Below are 20,922 nucleotides of genomic sequence, written 5' to 3' on the forward strand. Positions count from 1 at the left end.
GTGACCTGACATTGGGGGCAGTCATGCAGCACGAGACGCACGCACACGCACCGGCGCAGCCGCACACACACCATCACCCGGCCGGGGCCACCTGGAGCACGGCCGCCCAGGCGACCCTGCACTGCCTCACCGGCTGCGCCATCGGCGAGGTGCTCGGCATGGTGATCGGCACCGCGCTGGGCTGGGGCAACCTCTCCACGACGGTCCTGGCCATCGTCCTCGCGTTCTTCTTCGGCTACTCGCTCACGCTGCGCGGGGTGCTCAGGGCCGGCGTCGGCTTCCGTACGGCCTTCCGGGTGGCGCTGGCCGCGGACACGCTGTCCATCGCCGTGATGGAGCTGATCGACAACGGCGTGATCGTGCTGTGGCCCGACGCCATGGACGCCACCCTCGGCGACCTGCTGTTCTGGGCCTCGCTGGCGATCTCGCTCGCGCTCGCCTTCATCGTGACGACGCCCGTCAACAAGTGGATGATCGGCCGCGGCAAGGGCCACGCGGTGGTGCACGCGTACCACTGACGGCGTGTGCCGCGAGTCAGAGCTCGGGGCCGTCCCCGGGCTCCTCCTGGTAGGAGTAGCGCTGTTCCTTCCAGGGGTCGCCGACGTTGTGATAGCCGCGCTCCTCCCAGAAGCCGCGACGGTCGGCCGTCATGTACTCCACGCCGCGGACCCACTTGGGGCCCTTCCAGGCGTACAGATGGGGCACGACGAGGCGCAGCGGGAAGCCGTGTTCCGCCGTCAGCAGCTCGCCGTCCTTGTGGGTGGCGAAGATGGTCCGCTCGGAGGCGAAGTCGGCGAGGCGCAGGTTGGAGCTGAAGCCGTACTCGGCCCAGACCATCACATGGGTGACCGCGGGCGCGGGCGGCGCGATCCGGAGGATCGTCCGGGCCGGGATGCCGCCCCATTCGGCGCCGAGCATGCTGAACTTCGTCACGCAGTGCAGATCGGCCATGACGGTGGTGTACGGCAGGGCTGCGAACTCCTCGTGGGTCCAGCAGTGCTTCTCGCCGTCAGCGGTGGCGCCGAAGACCCGGAACTCCCAGCGCTCGGGGCGGAACTTGGGAACGGGTCCGTAGTGCGTGACCGGCCAGCCCCGCTGCAGCCGCTGCCCCGGCGGAAGCTCGGGCTGTGCTGCTCTTCCCGAATCGTGTTCTCCCGATTCACGCTCCACCGGCTGACCCATGTCCCCATCCTGACAGACCGGGAACGGTGCACTTGACCGGCCTCTTCAAACAAGGGCAATTGCGACCAAGACTGCACGTACTTACTAAGTGAAGACTTACTGGACGATCTTGGGTGCCGGTGCAATCATGCGGCCCAACCTGCCAGTCCCCCCGGCACGGAAGGAGCCTCTGCGATGCAGGGCGACCCCGAGGTCATCGAATTCCTCAACGAGCAGCTCACCGGCGAGCTGACCGCGATCAACCAGTACTTCCTGCACGCGAAGATGCAGGAGAACTTCGGCTGGACGAAGCTCGCGAAGTACACGCGTCACGAGTCCTTCGACGAGATGAAGCACGCGGAGGTGCTCACCGACCGCATCCTCTTCCTCGAGGGGCTGCCGAACTACCAGCGGCTCTTCCACGTGCGCGTGGGACAGACCGTCAAGGAGATGTTCGAGGCCGACCGGCAGGTCGAGGTCGAGGCCATCGACCGCCTCCGGCGGGGCATCAAGGTGATGCGCGAGAAGGGCGACATCACGTCCGCCAACATCTTCGAGTCGATCCTCGAGGACGAGGAGCATCACATCGACTACCTCGACACCCAGCTGGAGCTGGTCGAGAAACTCGGCGAGGCGCTCTACATCGCGCAGCTCATCGAGCAGCCGGAGAGCTAGGCCGCCTCGTCCAGTCCGGCCAGGGCGGGCGCGTCCTGCTCGACGGACTCGCGGCGGGGAAGCGCGCCGCGGCCGAGCATCGCCTGGATGCGCCGTACACACGAACCGCAGTCGGTGCCCGCCTTGCAGGCGGAGGCGATCTGGCGGGGGCTGCAGGCGCCGTTCTCCGCGTGCTGCTTGACCTGCTGTTCGGTGATCCCGAAGCAACTGCAGACGTACACGCGGCTCACCTCCCGGCGGGGTCGAAGTGCTCTCCCCGATGATCGGTGAGGCTAACCTAACCTTACCCGGCGGACAGGAAGCGCAAAAGTGGGGTGGGGCGCAGATCGTATGTGATCCGCGCCCCACTTCATGCCCTGGTAACGGGTGAACCCGTCACTGGTCCCTGTACATCTCCGCGACGAGGAACGCCAGGTCGAGGGACTGGCTGCGGTTCAGACGCGGGTCGCAGGCCGTCTCGTAGCGCTGGTGCAGGTCGTCGACGAAGATCTCGTCGCCGCCGCCCACGCACTCGGTGACGTCGTCACCGGTGAGCTCGACGTGGATGCCGCCCGGGTGGGTGCCCAGGCCCTTGTGGACCTCGAAGAAGCCCTTGACCTCGTCGAGCACGTCGTCGAAGCGGCGGGTCTTGTGGCCGGAGGCCGCCTCGAAGGTGTTGCCGTGCATCGGGTCGGTCACCCAGGCCACGGTGGCACCGGAGGCGGTGACCTTCTCGATCAGCTCGGGGAGCTTGTCGCGGACCTTGTCGGCGCCCATGCGGACGATGAAGGTCAGCCGGCCCGGCTCGCGCTCGGGGTCCAGGCGCTCGATGTACTGAAGCGCCTCCTCGGCCGTCGTCGTCGGGCCGAGCTTGATGCCGACCGGGTTGCGGATCTTCGAGGCGAACTCGATGTGCGCACCGTCCAGCTGCCGGGTGCGCTCACCGATCCACACCATGTGCCCGGAGACGTCGTAGAGGTGCCCGGTGCGCGAGTCGACACGGGTCAGCGCCGACTCGTAGTCCAGCAGCAGGGCCTCGTGCGAGGAGTAGAACTCGACGGTCTTGAACTCCTCCGGGTCCGTGCCGCAGGCCCGCATGAAGTTCAGCGCGCTGTCGATCTCGCGCGCCAGCTGCTCGTAGCGCTGGCCGGACGGGGACGACTTCACGAAGTCCTGGTTCCAGGCGTGCACCTGGCGCAGGTCGGCGTAACCGCCGGTGGTGAAGGCCCGCACCAGGTTGAGCGTGGAGGCGGACGCGTTGTACATCCGCTTCAGGCGCTCGGGGTCCGGGATGCGGGACTTCTCGTCGAAGGCGAAGCCGTTGACCGAGTCGCCGCGGTACGTCGGCAGCGTCACGCCGTCACGGGTCTCGGTGCCCTTGGAGCGCGGCTTGGAGTACTGGCCGGCGATCCGGCCGACCTTCACGACCGGCACCGAGGCGGCGTACGTCAGCACGGCGCCCATCTGGAGCAGCGTCTTGAGCTTGTTGCGGATGTGGTCGGCGGACACCGCGTCGAATGCCTCGGCGCAGTCGCCGCCCTGGAGGAGGAACGCCTCGCCCTTGGCGACGGCCGCCATCCGGGCGCGCAGCTGGTCGCACTCGCCCGCGAAGACGAGCGGCGGATACGACTCGAGGTCCGCGATCACTGCGCGCAGAGCCTCGGTGTCGGGGTACTCGGGCTGCTGCGCCGCGGGCAGGTTTCGCCAGGTGTTGCCAGCACTCGTGCTGGTCTTAGCGTTCACGGTCACGGCCTCAACATTACGGGGTCGTGTCGGGCGTCCCGCCCCATGCCCAGCAATTGAGACACCGGATTCGGCAGCCGGACATGCGGTAAGGTGCCTCGCATGTTCGCGCATTCGACCCAGAACTGGTGGTGGACCGCTCATCCGGCGGCCCACTGACTGCGCGTACGCAAGACTTCGCGAAGGCCGCCCGAGGGGCGGCCTTCGGCGTTTCTGGGGCCGTTCCTCCCCGTCGACCACGATCGACGGCGATCGAGAAGGAACCCGGACCCATGAACCTGCTGGACCTGCTGCACGACCCGAGGCCCTTCGCCCTGCTGCGGCGCCGGGCGCCGGGCCATGACGGGAACACCGTCGAGCTGCTCCTCGGCCCGGTCGCCACGTACGACCGCCTCGCCGACCTCCCCGGCGAGGGCCTCGCCCTGGTCCCCTTCCGCCAGATCCGCGAGCGCGGCTTCGACGTCCACGACGACGGCACCCCGCTGATGTTCCTCAGCCCCGAGGAGTCGTACGAGCTCCCCCTCGCCGACGTGCTCGCGCAGCTCCCGGCGCGGGACGTGCGCGTGCGGGGCGGCGGCTTCGACGTCGGCGACGAGGAGTACGGCGAGATCGTCGGGCGGGTGCTGCGCGAGGAGATCGGGCGCGGCGAGGGCGCCAACTTCGTGATCCGGCGCACGTACGAGGGGGAGATCCCGGGGTTCTCCCGCGAGGACGCCCTCGCGCTCTTCCGGCGGCTGCTCGAAGGTGAGCGGGGCGCGTACTGGACGTTCGTCGTGCACACCGGGGAGCGCACGCTGGTCGGGGCCAGCCCCGAGGTGCATGTGCGGATGTCGGGCGGCACGGTCGTCATGAACCCGATCAGCGGGACGTACCGCTATCCCGCCGAGGGCCCGACACCGGAGCACCTGCTCGGCTTCCTCGCCGACGGCAAGGAGATCGAGGAGCTGTCGATGGTCGTCGACGAGGAGCTCAAGACGATGTGCACCGTCGGCGACATGGGCGGGGTGGTGGTCGGCCCGCGGCTGAAGGAGATGGCCCATCTCGCGCACACCGAGTACGAGTTGCGCGGCAGGTCGTCGCTGGACGTGCGCGAGGTCCTGAAGGAGACCATGTTCGCGGCGACCGTCACCGGGTCGCCGGTGCAGAACGCCTGCCGGGTGATCGAGCGGCACGAAGTCGGGGGGCGCGGCTACTACGCGGGCGCGCTGGCTCTGCTCGGCCGGGACTCCGGCGGCGCCCAGACGCTCGACTCCCCCATCCTGATCCGCACCGCCGACATCCGCGGCGACGGACGGCTGCGGGTCCCGGTCGGCGCCACCCTCGTGCGCGGCTCGGACCCGGCGAGCGAGGTCGCGGAGACGCACGCAAAGGCTGCGGGCGTGCTGGCGGCCCTCGGCGTGCGCCCCGGGCGGCCGAGCGACGAGCACGCGCGCGTACGGCTCGCGGACGACCCACGCGTGCGTGCCGCGCTCGACGGGCGCCGGGCCTCGCTCGCCCCCTTCTGGCTGCGGATGCAGGAGCGGTCCGCCGAGCTCGGCGGGCACGCCCTGGTCGTCGACGGGGAGGACACCTTCACCGCGATGCTCGCGCACGTCCTGCGGTCGAGCGGCCTGGACGTGAGCGTCCGCCGTTATGACGAACCCGGGCTGCGGGACGCCGTGTCCGCGCACGAGGGGCCGGTCGTCCTCGGCCCCGGCCCCGGCGACCCGCGCGACCTGGACGATCCCAAGATGCGTGTCCTGCGGGAGCTGACAGCGCAGGTGGTGCGCGGCCACCGGCACGGCGTCCTCGGCGTCTGCCTGGGCCATGAGCTGATCGCGGCCGAGCTGGGTCTGGAGATCGTGCGCAAGGAGGTGCCGTACCAGGGCGCGCAGACGGTGATCGACCTGTTCGGGCGGACCGAGACCGTCGGCTTCTACAACAGCTTCGTGGCGCGCTGCGACGACGAGGCCCGTGCGGAGCTGGCCGCGCACGGCGTCGAGGTCAGCCGGAGCACTTCGCACGAGGTGCACGCGCTACGCGGCCCGGGCTTCGCCGGCGTGCAGTTCCACCCGGAGTCGGTCCTGAGCCTCGACGGCGCTTCGGTCGTACGGGAGTTGATCGGTCAGCTGCGCGGCACGAGCACGTTCTCGGAGCGGCGGCCGGCCCGGTAGTCGAGGACGTTCCGCACCGTGGCCTCGACGATCTGGCCGACCGCGTCCTCGGTGTAGTACGCCTGGTGCGAGCTGACCAGGACGTTCGGGAAGGTGACCAGGCGGGCCAGGGTGTCGTCCTCGATCGCCTCCAGCGACCTGTCGACGTAGAACAGCCCGGCCTCCGCCTCGTAGACGTCGAGGCCGACGCCCGTGAAGCGGCCCTCGCGCAGTTCGGCGACGAGGGCCGCGGTGTCGATCAGGCCGCCGCGGCTGGAGTTGACCAGGATCGCGTCGTCCTTCATCGCCTTCAGGGCGGCGGCGTCGATGAGGTGCTGGGTCTGCGGCATCAGCGGGACGTGCAGGGTGACGAGGTCGGACTCGGCGAGGAGCTGCTCCTTGGGGACGTACGTCATGCCGAGTTCCGTGCACGCGGGGTTCTCGGCGACGTCCCAGCCGAGCAGCCGCATGCCGAAGCCGCGGGCGATCCGGGTGAACGCCTCGCCGATCTTGCCGGTGCCGAGGACGCCCGCGGTGCGGCCGTGCATGTCGCGGCCCATCAGGCCGTCGAGCCGGAAGTCGAAGTCACGCGTGCGCGTGGAGGCGCGGACGATACGGCGGTTGACCGCCATGGCGAGGGTCCAGGCGAACTCGGCGACCGAGTACGGCGAGTAGTACGAGACCCGGGCGACGGTCATGCCGAGGCGCCCGGCGACGTCGAGGTCGATGTTGTTGAAGCCGGTCGAGCGCTGGGCGATCATCCGGGTGCCGCCGGCCGCGAGGATCTCCAGGACCCGGGCGCCGAGATCGGCGTTCACGCTCGTGGAGATGATCTCGTGGCCGGCCGCGATGAGCGCGGTGTCCTCGTTGAGGAAGACGTCGAGGCAGCGGACTTCGTGGTGGCCCTCGAAGGCCCGCTCGATCAATGGCTTCTCGTCCGCCTGCACGCCGAAGGCGAGGATCTCCACGAAGCGGCTTCCCTTCCGATGGGTTACGGGCCGAATATACGGCCCGTAACCCCGGCGTGCCGGTCCGGTCAGCCGAAGAAGACCCCGACCTCCTCGTACAGTTCCGGTTCCACGGTCTTCAGCTTGGCCGTCGCGTCCGCGATCGGCACGCGGACGATGTCGGTGCCGCGCAGCGCGACCATCTTGCCGAAGTCGCCGTCGCGGACAGCCTCAATGGCGTGCAGCCCGAAGCGGGTGGCGAGCCAGCGGTCGAAGGCGCTCGGGGTGCCGCCGCGCTGGATGTGCCCGAGGACCGTCGTACGGGCCTCCTTGCCCGTGCGCTTCTCGATCTCCTTGGCCAGCCACTCGCCGACGCCGGACAGCCGGACATGGCCGAAGGAGTCCAGCGACTGGTCTTTGAGGACCATCTCGCCGTCCTTGGGCATGGCGCCCTCGGCGACGACCACGATCGGGGCGTACGACGCCTTGAAGCGGGAGGTGATCCAGGCGCACACCTGGTCGACGTCGAAGCGCTGCTCGGGGATGAGGATGACGTTGGCACCGCCCGCGAGGCCGGAGTGCAGGGCGATCCAGCCGGCGTGACGCCCCATCACCTCGCAGACGAGGACGCGCATGTGCGACTCGGCGGTGGTGTGCAGACGGTCGATGGCCTCCGTGGCGATGCCGACCGCGGTGTCGAAGCCGAAGGTGTAGTCGGTGGCGGACAGGTCGTTGTCGATGGTCTTCGGTACGCCGACGACGGGGATGCCGTACTCGTCGGTGAGGCGTGCCGCCACGCCCAGGGTGTCCTCGCCGCCGATGGCGATGAGCGCCTCGACCTCCAGCTTGGCGAGGTTCTCCTTGATCCGGCGGATGCCGTTCTCCTGCTTCAGCGGATTGGTGCGCGAGGAGCCGAGGATGGTGCCGCCGCGGGGCAGGATGCCGCGCACGGCCGGGATGTCGAGGCGTACGGTGTCGCCCTCGAGCGGACCTCGCCAGCCGTCCCGGAAGCCGACGAAGTCGTAGCCGTACTCCTGCACGCCCTTGCGGACGATGCCCCGGATGACGGCGTTGAGCCCGGGGCAGTCGCCGCCTCCGGTCAGTACTCCGACCCGCATGGAAAAGTCCCTTCGCCGCGGTTGCCTGGTGACAGTCACGCTAATGGTGAGCCGCGTCACAAAGGGATGGGCAGGAAGGGCAATTCCGGTGAACTGTCAGGCGCTCGGTTTACTCGTCGTCAAGTCCGCGCTCTATCGCGTACCGCACGAGTTCGACCCTGTTGTGCAGCTGGAGCTTGCCGAGGGTGTTCTGGACGTGGTTCTGCACCGTGCGGTGCGAGATGACCAGGCGTTCGGCGATCTGCTTGTAGCTCAGGCCCTTGGCGACCAGCCGCAGCACCTCGGTCTCACGGTCGGTGAGCTGCGGGACCCTGGGCTCGTCGGGGTCCGAGGAGGGGGCGGGCTCGGAGGCGAGGCGGCGGTACTCGCCGAGGACCAGGCCGGCGAGACCGGGCGTGAACACCGGGTCGCCGACGGCCGTGCGGCGGACCGCGTCCAGCAGTTCGCCGGTGGACGCCGACTTCAGCAGATAGCCGGTCGCGCCCGACTTCACCGCTTCCAGTACGTCGGCGTGCTCGCCGCTCGCCGACAGCACCAGGACGCGCAGGGCCGGGTTGTGGCCGACGAGCTCCTTGCAGACCTGGACGCCGGGCTTGGCGGGCAGGTTGAGGTCGAGGACGAGCACGTCGGGGGCGACCGCCTTGGCGCGGCGCACGGCCTGGTCGCCGTCGCCCGCGGTGGCGACCACGTCGAAGCCGGACTCGGTCAGGTCGCGGGCGACGGCGTCGCGCCACATGGGGTGGTCGTCGACCACCATGACCTTGATCGGGCCCTGCTGCTCACTCATCGATGCCCCGCCTTCGCTTCCCTGGGTACCTTCAGCTCGACTTCCGTGCCCTGCCCCGGCACCGAGATCAGCTCGGCGCTGCCGCCGAGTTCGCGCAGCCGGCCCCGGATCGACAGGGCCACTCCGAGCCGGCCCTCGCCCTCGGCCTGGGCGAGCCGCCCCGCGGGGATGCCGGGTCCGTCGTCCCGCACGGTCACCACGACCTCGCCGGGCTCGTCCTCGACGAGGATCCACGCGCGCGCGTGCTCGCCGGCATGCCTGTGGACGTTGTCCAGAGCGGCGCCGACGGCGGCGGCCAACTCCTTGGCGGCGGGCGCGGGCAGCAGCACGGGGGCGCCGGGTTCGGCGAAGCTGACCTTCGCGGCGGCGTACGGGGCGAGGAGCGCGCGCAGGTCCACCGGGGCGTCCTCGTCGTACGACGGCTCCTCCACGATCCGTACGACCGCGCCGTCGGCCGCGTTCTCCGAGGCGCGGGAGACAGGGAGCAGCGCGCCGGAGACCAGCGTGCGCAGCGCGACCTCCTGCTCGCCGGCCATCCGGCCCAGCTCGGCCGCCTCGCCGCCGATGACCACGCCCCGGCGCTGCACCATGGCCAGCACCTGCAGGACCCCGTCGTGGATGTCGCGGGCCAGCCGCTCCCGCTCCCGCGTCGCGGCCTCGATCTCCAGGGCCCGGGCGAGGGTGCGCTCGGAGGCGCGGGCGACCTCCACGACGTAGCCGATGGCGATGGAGGCGACCCAGACGAGGATCACATTGTGGACGGTGTCGCGGGCCGGGGCGCCGCGCTCGACGAGGTTGGCGACGGCGACCGGCGTGGAGGCGAAGGCCGCCCAGCGCCAGCCGCCCTTGATCGCGTACGCCAGGACCGAGCCGGCGGTCCATATCGACGGCAGGGTGGGGCCGCCGCTCTGGATGTGCTGGTCGTTGACGACGAGCGGGGTGAGCAGGATGCCGGTGAGCGCGATGGCGAGGTCGACGGCGAGGAAGCGCTTGGTGCAGGCGGCCGCGTTCTGCACGAAGGGCAGGGTGGCCAGGGTCCAGACGAACAGGACGACGTAGTAGACGATGGCGATGCCCGCGCGGTCGTACTCGTCGTAGGCGGTGGCGAACAGCCCGACCGCGTACAGCATCGTCAGCACCCGGTAGCCGGCAAGCGCACGCCACAGCGGCTGCTCGACCGACATCCTCATGACCTTCTCGCGCCTGGCCAATTCCCCCACCCCCGGCCCCAGACTGCCCTGTCCCCGGCCCCTAGGACCCGGACTTCTCCTTATCCGTCTGCTGCTCCTGCTGCTGCTCCTGCTGCTGCTTCTGCTCCTGCGCGAGTGCGGCCTTGGCCGCCTTCTCCGCTTCCTTGTCGGCCTTCGCCGCCTCGGCGATCTGCCGCTTGGCCGCGGTCGCGTACATGTCGACGTACTCCTGGCCGGAGAGCTTCATGATCTCGTACATGACCTCGTCGGTGACCGCGCGGAGTACGAAGCGGTCGTGCTCCATGCCCTGGTAGCGGCTGAAGTCGAGGGGCTTGCCGATGCGGATGCCGGGACGCATCAGCTTGGGCATCACCTGGCCGGGCGGCTGGATCTTCTCCGTGTCGATCATCGCGACCGGGATGACGGGCGCGCCGGAGGCGAGCGCCACGCGCGCGAGGCCGCCCGGCTTGCCCCGGTACAGACGGCCGTCGGGCGAGCGCGTGCCCTCGGGGTAGATCCCGAACAGCTCACCGCGCTCCAGCACTTCCAGGCCGCTCTTGATCGCCGCCTCGCCAGCGCCGCGCGCGCCGGAGCGGTCCACCGGGAGCTGCCCGACGCTCTTGAAGAAGGCGGCCGTCAGCCGTCCCTTGATGCCGGGTGTGGTGAAGTACTCCGCCTTGGCGATGAAGGTGACCTTGCGGTCGAGCATCGTGGGCAGGAAGAACGAGTCGGAGAACGAGAGGTGATTGCTCGCCAGAATGGCGGCGCCCTCGGCCGGGATGTGCTCGAGGCCTTCCACCCAGGGCCTGAACGCGACCTTCAGCGGTCCCCCGATGGCGACCTTCATCGTGCCGTACAACAACCGAGTGCCTCCTGATTCCTTCGATCAGACCTTAACCCGGCCTGCCCCCAAAGGCGCCGACGGCCCTGGTCGGTGTCAGTGCCGTCGCGTACGGTGAAGCACACCTGGACTTCACGTGACTCTCATGAACAGGAGACCGATGGTGCCGGTCCTTCCTGGAGCCGAGCCGTACCGCCATGAGGGCGGGGAGATCGGCGTCCTCCTCTGCCACGGCTTCACCGGTTCCCCCCAGTCGCTGCGCCCCTGGGCGGAGCACCTCGCCGAGCGCGGTCTCACGGTGTCGCTGCCGCTGCTGCCCGGGCACGGCACCCGCTGGGAGGACATGCAGCTCACCGGCTGGCAGGACTGGTACGCCGAGGTGGACCGCGAGCTGCGGGCCCTGCGCGAGCGGTGCGGCGAGGTGTTCGTGGCGGGTCTGTCCATGGGCGGCACCCTGGCGCTGCGGCTGGCGGCGAAGCACGGGGAGACGGTCCGCGGGGTGATGGTCGTCAACCCGGCGAACCGCATGCACGGCCTTTCGCCTTACGCCCTTCCGGTGGCACGTCATCTCGTACGGACGACGGCGGGCATCGCGAGCGACATCGCCAAGGAGGGCGCCGTCGAGCTGGGCTACGACCGGGTGCCGCTGCACGCGGCCCACTCGCTGCGGAACTTCTTCCGGCTGGTCGACCGCGAACTGCCGCAGGTCACCCAGCCGCTGCTGGTGCTGCGCAGTCCGCAGGACCACGTGGTACCGCCCGCCGACTCGGCGCGCATCCTCAGCCGGGTGTCGTCACGGGACGTGACGGAGGTCGTGCTGGAACAGAGCTACCACGTTGCGACGTTGGACCACGACGCGGACCGGATTTTCGACGAGAGCGTCGCGTTCATCGGCCGGCTCGCACCTGGTGTCGGCAAGGAAGGGACGGCCGTAGGTGGCTGAGCACGACTCGGACCGCGAGGGCCGCGAGCCGGACGAGCAGGGCGTTCCCTTCGACGAGGCGGCGGCCTGGGCCGCCATCGTCGCGGGATTCGGCGAGGAGCCGAAGGACCCGCCGGGTACCAAGCCCTTCAAGCCGATCGAGGATCTGGCGCTGCTCGAGGCGGAGACCAACGACCAGCCGGAGGACGAGACTCCGAAGCAGGACAAGCCCGCGCGGCCCCTGGGCGGCTCGGTCTCCTTCGCGCCCGGCGTGGGCCCTCGTGACTTCAAGGCCGCCGAGCCGTCCGAGGACGACTTCGACGAGGACGACGAGGGCCACTTCGTCCCGCCGGAGCCACCGGCGCTGCCCGCCGCCGACACGACCGCGAAGTTCGCCTGGCTCGGCGTGATAGGCGGCCCGATCCTGCTCCTGCTGGCGGTGGTGCTCGGCTGGGAGATGACCTGGTGGCTCGCCACGCTCAGCATCGGCGGCTTCGTGGGCGGCTTCGCCACCCTGGTGGTGCGCATGAAGACGGACGACGACGAGGACGACGACCCGGGACGCGGGGCCGTCGTCTAACTGCCGGGAATTCTGAGGGCGGCCAGCACCGGAAGGTGGTCCGTGGCCGCCCTCAGGTCTGTCTCCGTCACCCCCGGCTGCCCCAGCGGCACCCCGCAGCCGAGCACCTCGACGCCCTTCGTCGCGAAGATCGCGTCGATGCGCTGGAAGGGGGTGACGGGGTTGAAGGTGTTCTCGCCGCCCCAGGGCGCGACGGCCCGGCAGTCCTGGAGGTCGTCGGCGAGGCGCTGGAAGGTGGGGCCGCCGGGACGCTCGTTCAGGTCACCGCCCGCCACCGCGTGGTCCACGCCGAGGCCGGCGAGACGGTCGAGCAGCATGCCGCCCTGCTCCTGGCGCTCGTCCTTCTGCAGGGAGAGGTGGCAGCTCAGCACGCCGAGCCGGGCGCCGCCGAACCGGACGACGGCGGTGGCGAAGCCGCGGCGGTGCTGGCCGGGGGTGAGCGGCAGCAGCACGTCCTCGGTGCGTTCGACGGTCGCGCGCAGCGTGCACAGGATCGCGGGGCCCGCGGCCGTCGCCCCGCCGGTGAGGATCACCAGGCCCGAGGCGGCCGCCAGCCGGGCCAGTTTCTTGCGCCAGCGGAAGAAGCGCGGGGCTTCCTGGATCAGTACGAGGTCGGGGGCGCAGGCGCCGATGACCCGGGCGAGGGCCGCGGTGTCGTCGCGCATGGAGCGGATGTTGTAGGTGAGCACACGGATGACGGCAGAACCGTCGGGTTCCGTGCGGGAGTTGGGCAGCGGGGTCGAAGTCGCCATGACGATCAACATACGACGAGGCCCGCCGCCCCGGAGCGGGGCACGGCGGGCTCATCACGTACTGACGTCCTCGGAACTACATGATCGGGTCGGGCTCGCGGGCCAGGTCCGCCGCGCCCACCAGGCCCGCGTCGTTGCCCAGCCGGGCCGCGATGACGTCCGCCACCGGGCGCCAGTTGCCACCGACCAGCCAGCGCTTGTAGGACTTGCGGATCGGATCGAGAACCAGCTCGCCCTCGTCGGAGAGGCCGCCGCCGACGATGAAGGCGGAGGGGTCGAAGAGCGAGGCCAGGTCGGCGAGGCCCGCACCGGCCCAGCGGGCCAGCTCGCGGTAGGAGTCGACGGCGACCAGGTCGCCCTGCCGGGCGGCCATGGAGATGTGCTTGCCCTCGATGCCGTCGGGGGTGCCGTCGCCCAGCCCGAGCAGGATCTCGGCGTTCTCGGGGGTCGCGTTGGCGCGCTGCTTGGCGTATCTGACCAGGGCGCGCCCCGAGGCGTACTGCTCCCAGCAGCCCTGCGAGCCGCAGCCGCACAGCAGGCCGTCCGGCACCATCCGGATGTGGCCGAACTCGGCGGCGACGCCGAAGTGGCCGCGGCGCAGCTTGTTGCCGATGATGATGCCGCCGCCCAGGCCGGTGCCGAGGGTGATGCAGATGACGTTGCGGTGGCCCTTGCCGGCGCCGAACTTGTACTCGCCCCACGCGGCGGCGTTGGCGTCGTTCTCCACGACCACGGGCAGGCCCACCCGGGCCTCGACCTTCTGCTTCAGCGGCTCCTGGCGCCAGTCGATGTTCGGCGCGAAGTACACGGTGGAGCGCTGCCGGTTCACGTATCCGGCAGCGCCGATGCCCACGCCCACGATCTCGTGCCCGGCGTGCGCCCCCTCCACGGCGGAGGCGATGGCGTCCACGATCCCGTCAGGCGTGCCCGGGGTGGGCACCTTGTAGGTCGAGAGGATGTTGCCCTCCTCGTCGACCACGCCTGCCGCGATCTTGGTACCGCCGATATCGACGCCGATGGTGAGTCCCATGAATCCCTCAGTTTCGGTCGAGCCCCGCTACGGCAACCGTACCCGAGGCCCTGCCGTCACATCCGCGTCGTCCACCCGCCGGGCAGGCAGGGGCCCGGCGGTGTACTTCGAGGGGGAAATCAGTCCAGGTCGATGCGCTGTCCGGGGCCGGTGCCCTCGCCGTCGTCGCGGCGCTCGTCGAGGTCCTTGTGCAGATCCGCCGCGCGGGTCGTCCAGCGCTGCTCCTGGGCCTGGACCGCGGAGCGGTAGGCGGCCAGCAGTTCGCTGCCCGCGGCGGCGAGGTGGTCGAAGACGTCCGGATTGCGCTCGATGACGGGTTCGACGGCGGCCTTCGCCTGCTCGACGACCTGCCGCACCACCTGCTGCGCGGCGGGTCCGGCGACGGAGCCGAGCAGCGGCGACTGGATCGACGACAGCTTGTCCGAGACGGCGTCGACGAGCTTGCGCAGTTCCTCGGCGGCCGAGCCCGGCGGCGGGCCGTACTCGACGCGGCGGCGGGCCTTCTCCGCCGCGAGGTCCTCGGCGCACGCCGTCGACCAGGCGTCGGAGTCGGTCGCCCGTACCTCGTCGATCGCCTCGTGCTCCTCGGCGTCTGACGGGGGGAGCTCTTCGCTCATGACGACCTCCTGACTACGGTTCGTCTCTACGACGTTACCCGAACGGGCGTATGTGCTTCACCGGGTCCCGGGCCACAGACCGGGATCCGGCGCGAACCGGATGCACAGCTCGCCCCCGCGCAGCGCGGCCCCCTCGACGGTGCAGCGGCGCAGGGCGGACGGGAGCGCGACGATCCGGCGGAACCGGCCTGCCGCGACGACGAGTTCGTCGCCCCGCCGGATGAGGTCGAGATCGTCGCGTATGGCGCCGGGCAGCGGGAGCCGCCAGACGAGCACGCCGTCGTCGGCGAGCCGGTCGACGACAGGCCACTCGACCGTGGAGCCCGTGTCCTTGACGCCGGGGACCGGGAGGGCGGCCAGGTCCTCGGTGCCGCGCGGGTCGTGGCCGAGGTGCGGGACGGCGGTGACGTCGTACGAGGCCTGCCATTCCTCCAGTGTCTTGCGCTGCTGGGCGACCGGCCCGGCCAGCCAGCCCTCGGCCGCCCGCTCCGGCAGCAGCCGGTTGGCGACCAGGGCGTCGGGGCGCAGGCCGCGCAGGGCGAGGCCGAGCCCGGCACTCCGGAGGGCTTCCGCGCCGGCCGGGCCGGGTTCCGCGACCAGCCGGACGGTGGTGTTCCGGTCGGCGAGCACGGCCTCGACGGCGGCCAGTTCGGTGTCCCAGCGGCCGGCGGTCTCGTACAGCCACTCCGAGGGCATGGGCACGCCGGCCAGCTTGCCGAGGACCGGGCGCAGGGCGCGGGCGGCCTGGCGCTCGGGCGGGAGCAGACGGCGCAGGTAGCGGCGGAGTTCCTCGGGCAGGGAGAGCAGGGCGAGCGCGTCGGCCACCGGCGGAAGGTCGACGACGAGCAGGTCGAACCGCTCCGAGAGCGCGGCGTCGCGCAGGGCCCGCAGGAAGCTGAGCTCCTCGGCGCCGGGGAGGGGCGTGACCTCCTCGGCGTCCAGCCGGGCGGCGCCGAGAAGGTCGAGGACACCGGCCGCCCGTTCCTGGAACGCGGTGAGGTCGTCGCGGAAACCGGCGGTGGCGTCGGGGCGCCAGGCGGTGAGGTCCGGGGTGATCCGCGTGGGCTCCGGGCCCGTCGTCGCGCCGAGGGCCGCGCCGAGGGTGTCGGTGCGGTCGGCGCTCAGGACGAGGGTGCGGGTTCCCTCACGGGCGGCGGCCCGGGCGGTGGCGGCGGCGACCGTGGTACGACCGCTGCCGCCTGGGCCGGTGATCAGGATGGTGCGCATGAGGCTGAACGGTAACCGAGGCCGCCCCGCAGGCGCGTTCGAGCGGCGCCCGGCACAGCGGTCGCGCGGCCCTACTTCTCGCCGGACTCGACCCGCTTCTTCAGTCCGGCCAGCGCCCGGTCGATGATGACCTTCTCGGCCTTGCGCTTGATCATCCCCAGCATCGGGATCTTGACGTCCACCGTGAGCCGGTACGTGACCTCGGTGCCGCCCGCCCCCGCCGGCTTCAGGATGTAGGAGCCGTCGAGCGACCGCAGCATCTGGGACTTGACCAGCGTCCAGGAGACCTCGTTCGCACCGGTCCAGGTGTACGCCAGCACCTGGTCGTCCTTGATCGCGCCGGCGTCCATGACGAGGCGGACCTGTTCGGCGCGGCCCTGCGCGTCCGACGCGAGGACCTCCGCCTCCTTCACCTCGCCGGTCCAGTCCGGATACCGGGCGAAGTCGGCGATCACCCCCATGACATCGGCCGGTGCCGCCTCGATCGTGATGCTCGAGCTGGTGTGTTCCGCCATCGCTGTGGCTCCTCCAGATGCGGGCCGGTAGAGAGATCGTCGTGCGCACGTGTGTGCAGCGTGAAGGCTACCGCGCACGTGGGTACCGGACTTCACCCCCACCTGCGTTCCGGCCCGGCCGCTCCCTCACCATTCCAGCGCCCACGGCTTCCCGGTCCCCGCGAAGTGCCCGACGTTCACACACTCCGTCGTCCCGATCCGCATCCGCCGCGTCAGCGGCTGGTGGACATGGCCGAAGAGGGCGTACCGGGGGCGAGTGCGGCGGATCGCCTCCAGGAGCGCCCGGCTGCCGCGCTCGAAGCGGCGCGCGACCGTGTCGTAGACGAGCTCCGGCACCTCCGGCGGGATGTGCGTGCACAGCACGTCCACCTCGCCGACGGTCTCGAGCTTCGCCGCGTACTCCTCGTCATCGATCTCGTACGGAGTGCGCATGGGGGACTTGAGGCCGCCGCCCACGAAGCCGAAGGTCCGGCCGCCGATCTCCACGCGCTCGCCGTCGAGCACCCGTGTGCCCGGCCCGGCGTACTCGCGCCACAGGGGCGGCATGTCGACGTTGCCGTAGGTCGCGTACGTCGGACTGGGGAACGCGGCGAACATCTCGGCGTATTGCTTGCGCACCGCCTGCTCGATCACGGCGGCCCGGTCGGAGCCGACGCCCTGCCACAGCCGGGCCCCGAACTCCCGCGCCTCCTCGAAACGGCGGGCGGTACGCAGCTCGACGATGCGGTCGGCGTTCTCCCGGCCGAACAGGTCGGGGAAGATCCCGCGCGAGTGGTCGGCGTAGTCGAGGAAGAGGACGAGGTCACCCAGGCAGATCAGGGCATCGGCACCCTCGCCGGCCGTGGCCAGGTCACGGGCGTTGCCGTGCACGTCGCTGACCACATGAACACGTGTGGTGCGGTTGCCGGCCGGTGTGGATGCCATGGCGATCAAGGGTAAGCGTGTGCGGTCTACGTGAACAGTGCCGGGTGACCCCGCGGTTACTGGCCAGTCAGTTAGCGGGTGGACTACCGTACCCGAAGGAACACCAGCCTGTGTGACGCAGCGAACATCTCGCCGGAACCCCCTGTCGAAGAAGCCATACCGGCGGGTAACGTCCGGGCCGTCCAGTCGTGCTCAGGAATTCAACCTCTGAATACCTGAGCACCTGCCCGAGCCGTGGACCCCCGTCGCATCACACAACGTCGTGGCGCCGGCGCCCTATGAGGAGCAGCAGTCTTGCGCGAGTTCAGCCTTCCGGCTTTGTACGAGGTCCCTGCGGACGGCAATCTGACCGACATCGTCCGGAGAAACGCCGCGCAGCATCCCGATGTCGCCGTCATCGCCCGCAAGGTGGGCGGCGCCTGGCAGGATGTGACGGCCGCGGCCTTCCTGACCGAGGTGCACGCCGCCGCCAAGGGGCTCATCGCCTCCGGTATCCAGCCCGGCGACCGCGTCGCCCTGATGTCCCGCACGCGGTACGAGTGGACGCTGCTGGACTTCGCGATCTGGTGCGCGGGCGCGATCACCGTCCCGGTCTACGAGACCAGCTCGCCGGAGCAGGTGCAGTGGATCCTCTCCGACTCGGGCGCCACCGCGATCGTCGTGGAGATGGACAATCACCTGGCCGCCGTCGAGTCGGTGCGCGACCGGCTGCCCGCCCTCAAGCACATCTGGCAGATCGAGGCCGGCGCGCTCGAGGAGCTGGGCACCCTCGGCAAGGGCGTCACCGAAGGGATGGTCGAGGACCGCAGCTCGCTGGCGCGGGCGGACGACCCGGCGACGATCGTCTACACCTCCGGCACCACCGGCCGCCCCAAGGGCTGTGTGCTCACCCACCGCAGCTTCTTCGCCGAGTGCGGCAACATCGTCGAGCGGCTGCGGCCCCTGTTCCGCACCGGCGAGTGCTCGGTCCTGCTGTTCCTCCCGCTCGCGCACGTCTTCGGGCGCCTGGTGCAGATCGCGCCGATGATGGCGCCGATCAAGCTCGGCTGCGTCCCGGACATCAAGAACCTCACCGACGAACTGGCGTCGTTCCGGCCGACGCTGATCCTCGGCGTCCCGCGCGTCTTCGAGAAGGTCTACAACTCGGCGCGCGCCAAGGCGCAGGCGGACGGCAAGGGCAAGATCTTCGACAAGGCCGCGGACACCGCCATCGCGTACAGCAAGGCGCTGGACACCCCCGCGGGCCCCTCGCTCGGCCTGAAGATCAAGCACAAGACGTTCGACAAGCTCGTCTACAGCAAACTGCGCGCGGTGCTCGGCGGCCGGGGCGAGTACGCCATCTCCGGCGGAGCCCCGCTGGGCGAGCGCCTGGGTCACTTCTTCCGCGGCATCGGCTTCACGGTCCTGGAGGGCTACGGCCTGACCGAGTCCTGCGCGGCCACCGCCTTCAACCCCTGGGACCGGACCAAGATCGGCACGGTCGGCCAGCCGCTGCCGGGCTCGGTGATCCGCATCGCGGACGACGGCGAGGTGCTGCTGCACGGCGAGCACCTGTTCAAGGGCTACTGGAACAACGAGGGCGCCACGGCCGAGGCGCTGACCGACGGCTGGTTCCACACCGGTGACATCGGCACCCTCGACGAGGACGGCTACCTCAGGATCACCGGCCGCAAGAAGGAGATCATCGTCACCGCGGGCGGCAAGAACGTCGCGCCGGCCGTGATCGAGGACCGCATCCGGGCGCACGCGCTGGTCGCGGAGTGCATGGTGGTGGGCGACGGGCGGCCGTTCGTGGGCGCGCTGGTCACCGTCGACGACGAGTTCCTGGGCCGCTGGGCCGAGGAGCACGGCAAGCCGGCGGGTTCCACCGCGGCGTCGCTGCGCGAGGACCCCGACCTGCTGGCCGCGATCCAGACGGCGATCGACGACGGCAACGCCGCGGTGTCGAAGGCGGAATCGGTGCGGAAGTTCCGCATTCTGTCCTCCCAGTTCACGGAGGAGTCGGGCCACCTGACGCCCTCGCTGAAGCTCAAGCGCAACGTGGTGGCGAAGGACTACGCGGGCGAGATCGAGGCGATCTACGCGAAGTAGTACGCCTCCTCCCGGTGCGTCATGGCGCGGTGTCCTCGGCGAGGACCCGCGCCATCGTGCGTTCGGCGAGCGCGGTGATCGTCACGAAGGGGTTCACGCCGATCGATCCGGGCACCAGCGAGCCGTCGGTGACGTAGAGCCTGGGATAGCCCTTCACCCGGCCGTAGTCGTCGGTCGCCTTGCCCAGCACGCAGCCGCCCAGCGGGTGGTAGCAGAAGTCGTCGGCGAACACCTTGCCCGACGACCCGAACAGGTCGTAGCGGTAGATCGTGGCGTTGGCCGCGTTGATCCGGTCGAAGAGCTTCTTGGCCATGGCCACCGAGACGGCGCTCTGCGCCGCGCTCCAGCCGAGCCGGACCGCGTCGCTCGCCGCGTCGTACGTGAACGTCGCCCGCTCCGGGTTCTTGGTGATCGCCAGATAGAGGCTGATCCAGGTCTCGAACCCGATGGGCAGCGGGGCGATCTCGGCGAAGACGGGGTTGGCGGTGTTGGCCCAGTCGTCGATGCCCATGACCGGCATGGTCGACTGGTCGGCGCCGACGGTGTCCCAGATGTGGTTGGCGCGCCCGAGCATGGTGTTGCCGTTGGTGCCCCAGCCGGCGCCGACACCGGAGTTCAGCGCGGGCAGGGCGCCGGTGTCGCGGGCCCGGACCAGCAGTTCGGTGGTGCCGACGCTGCCGCCGCCGAGGAAGAGGTACGTGCAGTTGTACTGCTTGGTCTCGACGACCGCGCCGGTGGTGTCGATCCGGTCGACGGTGAGCAGCCAACTCCCGTCGCCCGCCCGGCTGATGGCCTTCACCTTCTCCAGGGTGTTGATGGTGACGTTGCCGGTGCCGAGCGCCGAGGCCAGATACGTCCTGTCCAGGCTCCGCTTGCCGTAGTTGTTGCCGTAGATGACCTCTTTCCCGAGCGCGGACTTGGTGGCCGTGCCGGCCGCCTCGCGCTGCATGTAGCCGAAGTCGTAGACGTTCGGCACGAAGGTGGTCTTCAGGCCGGCGTTCGCCGCGGCCTTCCGGGAGGTCCGGGTGAACCGGTACCACTCGGTCGACTCGAACCACGCGGGGTCGACGGTGTTGACGCCGAGCATGGAACGGGCGCGCGGGAAGTACGTGGCGTACATCTCGGAGGCGTCCACGGTGGGGAACTGCTCGGTGAAGTACGACTGGAGGGGCGTGACCGCCATCCCGCCGTTGACCAGGGAGCCGCCGCCGACGCCTCGTCCCACGTACACCGACATGTTGTCGAAGTGCACGCGGTCCAGGACGCCCGGGTAGGGGGTGATGTCCTTGTTGACGACGTCCAGCCACAGGAACGTGGCCAGCGGGGCCTCGGTGCGGGTGCGGAACCACATGGAGCGCTGGTCCGGCGCGGCCGTGGAGCAGAAGATCTTGCCGTCGGAGCCGGCGGTGTTCCACAGCCGGCCCATCTCCAGGACCAGGGTGCGGATGCCCGCCTGGCCGAGCCGGAGGGCGGCGACGGCGCCGCCGTATCCCGAACCGACCACGATGGCGGGCGCGTTGTCGACCGCGGCCGCCTCCTCGGCGGCCTGCGCGGACTTCAGACCGATGCGGGTGAGACCGGCCGCGGCGGCCGTCTGGAGGGCTATCACGCCCAGGATTTGACGTCTCGTCAGCTGACGCTGCATCAGTTTTGCTGTCATGCGCGCAGCATCGGCGGATTATCCGGTTCCG

At 70.4% G+C, this 20,922-nt stretch carries 22 protein-coding genes; 7 read left to right on the plus strand and 15 right to left on the minus strand.

The features are described 5' to 3' along the window. The first annotated feature begins 23 nt into the window (after positions 1-23). The gene (locus ACIBN2_RS36385) at positions 24-518 is read left to right on the plus strand and encodes a DUF4396 domain-containing protein (protein ID WP_399140973.1); all 495 of its coding nucleotides are present in this window, start codon (positions 24-26) and stop codon (positions 516-518) included. Positions 519-534: 16 nt separating this feature from the next. Here ACIBN2_RS36385 and ACIBN2_RS36390 read toward each other — a convergent pair whose 3' ends face one another. After that, the gene (locus ACIBN2_RS36390) at positions 535-1,182 is read right to left on the minus strand and encodes a sulfite oxidase-like oxidoreductase (protein ID WP_399140975.1); all 648 of its coding nucleotides are present in this window, start codon (positions 1,180-1,182) and stop codon (positions 535-537) included. Between the two features lie 174 nt (positions 1,183-1,356). Here ACIBN2_RS36390 and bfr point away from each other — a divergent pair, with 174 nt between their 5' ends. Next, complete coding sequence (gene bfr, locus ACIBN2_RS36395; RefSeq protein WP_046590908.1) at positions 1,357-1,836, plus strand: bacterioferritin; 480 nt, start codon at positions 1,357-1,359, stop codon at positions 1,834-1,836. On the opposite strand, the gene ACIBN2_RS36400 is transcribed toward bfr, so the two are convergent. Then, positions 1,833-2,066, minus strand: a complete 234-nt coding sequence (locus tag ACIBN2_RS36400; RefSeq protein WP_399140977.1) for a bacterioferritin-associated ferredoxin — start codon at positions 2,064-2,066, stop codon at positions 1,833-1,835. The two genes, bfr and ACIBN2_RS36400, sit on opposite strands and share 4 nt — an antisense overlap. Before the next feature lie 145 nt (positions 2,067-2,211). Then, positions 2,212-3,564, minus strand: coding sequence for a class II 3-deoxy-7-phosphoheptulonate synthase (locus ACIBN2_RS36405; RefSeq protein WP_399140979.1), 1,353 nt, complete (start codon positions 3,562-3,564; stop codon positions 2,212-2,214). A 96-nt stretch (positions 3,565-3,660) separates the two neighbouring features. Here ACIBN2_RS36405 and ACIBN2_RS36410 point away from each other — a divergent pair, with 96 nt between their 5' ends. Both ACIBN2_RS36410 and ACIBN2_RS36415 read left to right on the plus strand, forming a co-directional pair. Next, complete coding sequence (locus tag ACIBN2_RS36410; RefSeq protein WP_071528813.1) at positions 3,661-3,717, plus strand: trp operon leader peptide; 57 nt, start codon at positions 3,661-3,663, stop codon at positions 3,715-3,717. Positions 3,718-3,830: 113 nt separating this feature from the next. Further along, positions 3,831-5,711 (plus strand): anthranilate synthase family protein, encoded by a 1,881-nt coding sequence (locus ACIBN2_RS36415; protein WP_399140981.1) that lies wholly within the window; start codon positions 3,831-3,833, stop codon positions 5,709-5,711. On the opposite strand, the gene ACIBN2_RS36420 is transcribed toward ACIBN2_RS36415, so the two are convergent. From ACIBN2_RS36420 to ACIBN2_RS36440, 5 genes are all read right to left on the minus strand, one after another. Next, positions 5,663-6,658 carry a 2-hydroxyacid dehydrogenase gene (locus ACIBN2_RS36420; protein ID WP_399140983.1) on the minus strand — a complete coding sequence of 332 codons (996 nt, stop codon included), beginning with the start codon at positions 6,656-6,658 and terminating at the stop codon, positions 5,663-5,665. The two genes, ACIBN2_RS36415 and ACIBN2_RS36420, sit on opposite strands and share 49 nt — an antisense overlap. A 68-nt stretch (positions 6,659-6,726) precedes the next feature. Beyond that, a complete protein-coding gene (locus ACIBN2_RS36425; RefSeq protein WP_399140985.1) occupies positions 6,727-7,755 on the minus strand; it encodes a 6-phosphofructokinase in 1,029 nt (342 codons plus the stop codon). Between the two features lie 109 nt (positions 7,756-7,864). Next, entirely contained in the window at positions 7,865-8,542 is a 678-nt protein-coding gene (locus ACIBN2_RS36430; protein ID WP_399140986.1) for a response regulator, read from the minus strand. Continuing rightward, positions 8,539-9,753 carry a MacS family sensor histidine kinase gene (macS, locus tag ACIBN2_RS36435; RefSeq protein WP_399140988.1) on the minus strand — a complete coding sequence of 405 codons (1,215 nt, stop codon included), beginning with the start codon at positions 9,751-9,753 and terminating at the stop codon, positions 8,539-8,541. The genes ACIBN2_RS36430 and macS overlap by 4 nt, the downstream gene beginning before the upstream one ends. Positions 9,754-9,793: 40 nt before the next feature. Next, a complete protein-coding gene (locus tag ACIBN2_RS36440; protein ID WP_399141044.1) occupies positions 9,794-10,579 on the minus strand; it encodes a lysophospholipid acyltransferase family protein in 786 nt (261 codons plus the stop codon). A 157-nt stretch (positions 10,580-10,736) separates the two neighbouring features. Here ACIBN2_RS36440 and ACIBN2_RS36445 point away from each other — a divergent pair, with 157 nt between their 5' ends. Both ACIBN2_RS36445 and ACIBN2_RS36450 read left to right on the plus strand, forming a co-directional pair. Further along, positions 10,737-11,516 (plus strand): alpha/beta hydrolase, encoded by a 780-nt coding sequence (locus ACIBN2_RS36445; protein ID WP_399141045.1) that lies wholly within the window; start codon positions 10,737-10,739, stop codon positions 11,514-11,516. Then, on the plus strand, positions 11,509-12,075 hold the full coding sequence (locus ACIBN2_RS36450; protein ID WP_399140989.1) for a hypothetical protein: 567 nt from the start codon (positions 11,509-11,511) through the stop codon (positions 12,073-12,075). Before ACIBN2_RS36445 ends, ACIBN2_RS36450 begins: the two co-directional genes overlap by 8 nt. On the opposite strand, the gene ACIBN2_RS36455 is transcribed toward ACIBN2_RS36450, so the two are convergent. The 6 genes from ACIBN2_RS36455 to ACIBN2_RS36480 all read right to left on the minus strand — a co-directional run bounded on the left by ACIBN2_RS36455 (position 12,072) and on the right by ACIBN2_RS36480 (position 17,098). Next, entirely contained in the window at positions 12,072-12,827 is a 756-nt protein-coding gene (locus ACIBN2_RS36455; RefSeq protein WP_399140991.1) for an endonuclease/exonuclease/phosphatase family protein, read from the minus strand. The genes ACIBN2_RS36450 and ACIBN2_RS36455 overlap by 4 nt on opposite strands. A gap of 76 nt (positions 12,828-12,903) precedes the next feature. After that, positions 12,904-13,857 (minus strand): ROK family glucokinase, encoded by a 954-nt coding sequence (locus ACIBN2_RS36460; RefSeq protein WP_399140992.1) that lies wholly within the window; start codon positions 13,855-13,857, stop codon positions 12,904-12,906. A 119-nt stretch (positions 13,858-13,976) separates the two neighbouring features. Further along, on the minus strand, positions 13,977-14,474 hold the full coding sequence (locus ACIBN2_RS36465) for a DUF5304 domain-containing protein (RefSeq protein ID WP_399140994.1): 498 nt from the start codon (positions 14,472-14,474) through the stop codon (positions 13,977-13,979). A 57-nt stretch (positions 14,475-14,531) separates the two neighbouring features. Beyond that, positions 14,532-15,701, minus strand: a complete 1,170-nt coding sequence (locus tag ACIBN2_RS36470; protein ID WP_399140995.1) for an ArsA family ATPase — start codon at positions 15,699-15,701, stop codon at positions 14,532-14,534. A 71-nt stretch (positions 15,702-15,772) separates the two neighbouring features. Beyond that, positions 15,773-16,216, minus strand: coding sequence for an SRPBCC family protein (locus tag ACIBN2_RS36475; RefSeq protein WP_399140997.1), 444 nt, complete (start codon positions 16,214-16,216; stop codon positions 15,773-15,775). Between the two features lie 126 nt (positions 16,217-16,342). After that, a complete protein-coding gene (locus ACIBN2_RS36480; protein WP_399141046.1) occupies positions 16,343-17,098 on the minus strand; it encodes a metallophosphoesterase in 756 nt (251 codons plus the stop codon). 336 nt (positions 17,099-17,434) lie between these two features. Here ACIBN2_RS36480 and ACIBN2_RS36485 point away from each other — a divergent pair, with 336 nt between their 5' ends. Beyond that, a complete protein-coding gene (locus ACIBN2_RS36485) occupies positions 17,435-19,231 on the plus strand; it encodes an AMP-dependent synthetase/ligase (RefSeq protein ID WP_399140998.1) in 1,797 nt (598 codons plus the stop codon). A 19-nt stretch (positions 19,232-19,250) separates the two neighbouring features. Here ACIBN2_RS36485 and ACIBN2_RS36490 read toward each other — a convergent pair whose 3' ends face one another. After that, entirely contained in the window at positions 19,251-20,891 is a 1,641-nt protein-coding gene (locus ACIBN2_RS36490; protein WP_399141000.1) for a GMC oxidoreductase, read from the minus strand. Positions 20,892-20,922 lie beyond the last annotated feature (31 nt).

Source organism: Streptomyces sp. NPDC050534, from assembly GCF_044457745.1.
GTDB lineage: Bacteria > Actinomycetota > Actinomycetes > Streptomycetales > Streptomycetaceae > Streptomyces.

Excerpts from the sequence above, each read along its gene's own strand:
- ACIBN2_RS36460 (WP_399140992.1), bottom strand. The coding sequence starts at position 13,857 with ATGGGACTCACCATCGGCGTCGATATCGGCGGTACCAAGATCGCGGCA.
- ACIBN2_RS36470 (WP_399140995.1), bottom strand. The coding sequence starts at position 15,701 with ATGCGCACCATCCTGATCACCGGCCCAGGCGGCAGCGGTCGTACCACG.
- ACIBN2_RS36390 (WP_399140975.1), bottom strand. The coding sequence starts at position 1,182 with ATGGGTCAGCCGGTGGAGCGTGAATCGGGAGAACACGATTCGGGAAGA.
- bfr (WP_046590908.1), top strand. The coding sequence starts at position 1,357 with ATGCAGGGCGACCCCGAGGTCATCGAATTCCTCAACGAGCAGCTCACC.
- ACIBN2_RS36425 (WP_399140985.1), bottom strand. The coding sequence starts at position 7,755 with ATGCGGGTCGGAGTACTGACCGGAGGCGGCGACTGCCCCGGGCTCAAC.
- ACIBN2_RS36385 (WP_399140973.1), top strand. The coding sequence starts at position 24 with ATGCAGCACGAGACGCACGCACACGCACCGGCGCAGCCGCACACACAC.
- ACIBN2_RS36455 (WP_399140991.1), bottom strand. The coding sequence starts at position 12,827 with ATGGCGACTTCGACCCCGCTGCCCAACTCCCGCACGGAACCCGACGGT.
- ACIBN2_RS36490 (WP_399141000.1), bottom strand. The coding sequence starts at position 20,891 with ATGACAGCAAAACTGATGCAGCGTCAGCTGACGAGACGTCAAATCCTG.
- ACIBN2_RS36415 (WP_399140981.1), top strand. The coding sequence starts at position 3,831 with ATGAACCTGCTGGACCTGCTGCACGACCCGAGGCCCTTCGCCCTGCTG.
- ACIBN2_RS36475 (WP_399140997.1), bottom strand. The coding sequence starts at position 16,216 with ATGGCGGAACACACCAGCTCGAGCATCACGATCGAGGCGGCACCGGCC.
- ACIBN2_RS36465 (WP_399140994.1), bottom strand. The coding sequence starts at position 14,474 with ATGAGCGAAGAGCTCCCCCCGTCAGACGCCGAGGAGCACGAGGCGATC.
- ACIBN2_RS36440 (WP_399141044.1), bottom strand. The coding sequence starts at position 10,579 with ATGAAGGTCGCCATCGGGGGACCGCTGAAGGTCGCGTTCAGGCCCTGG.
- ACIBN2_RS36430 (WP_399140986.1), bottom strand. The coding sequence starts at position 8,542 with ATGAGTGAGCAGCAGGGCCCGATCAAGGTCATGGTGGTCGACGACCAC.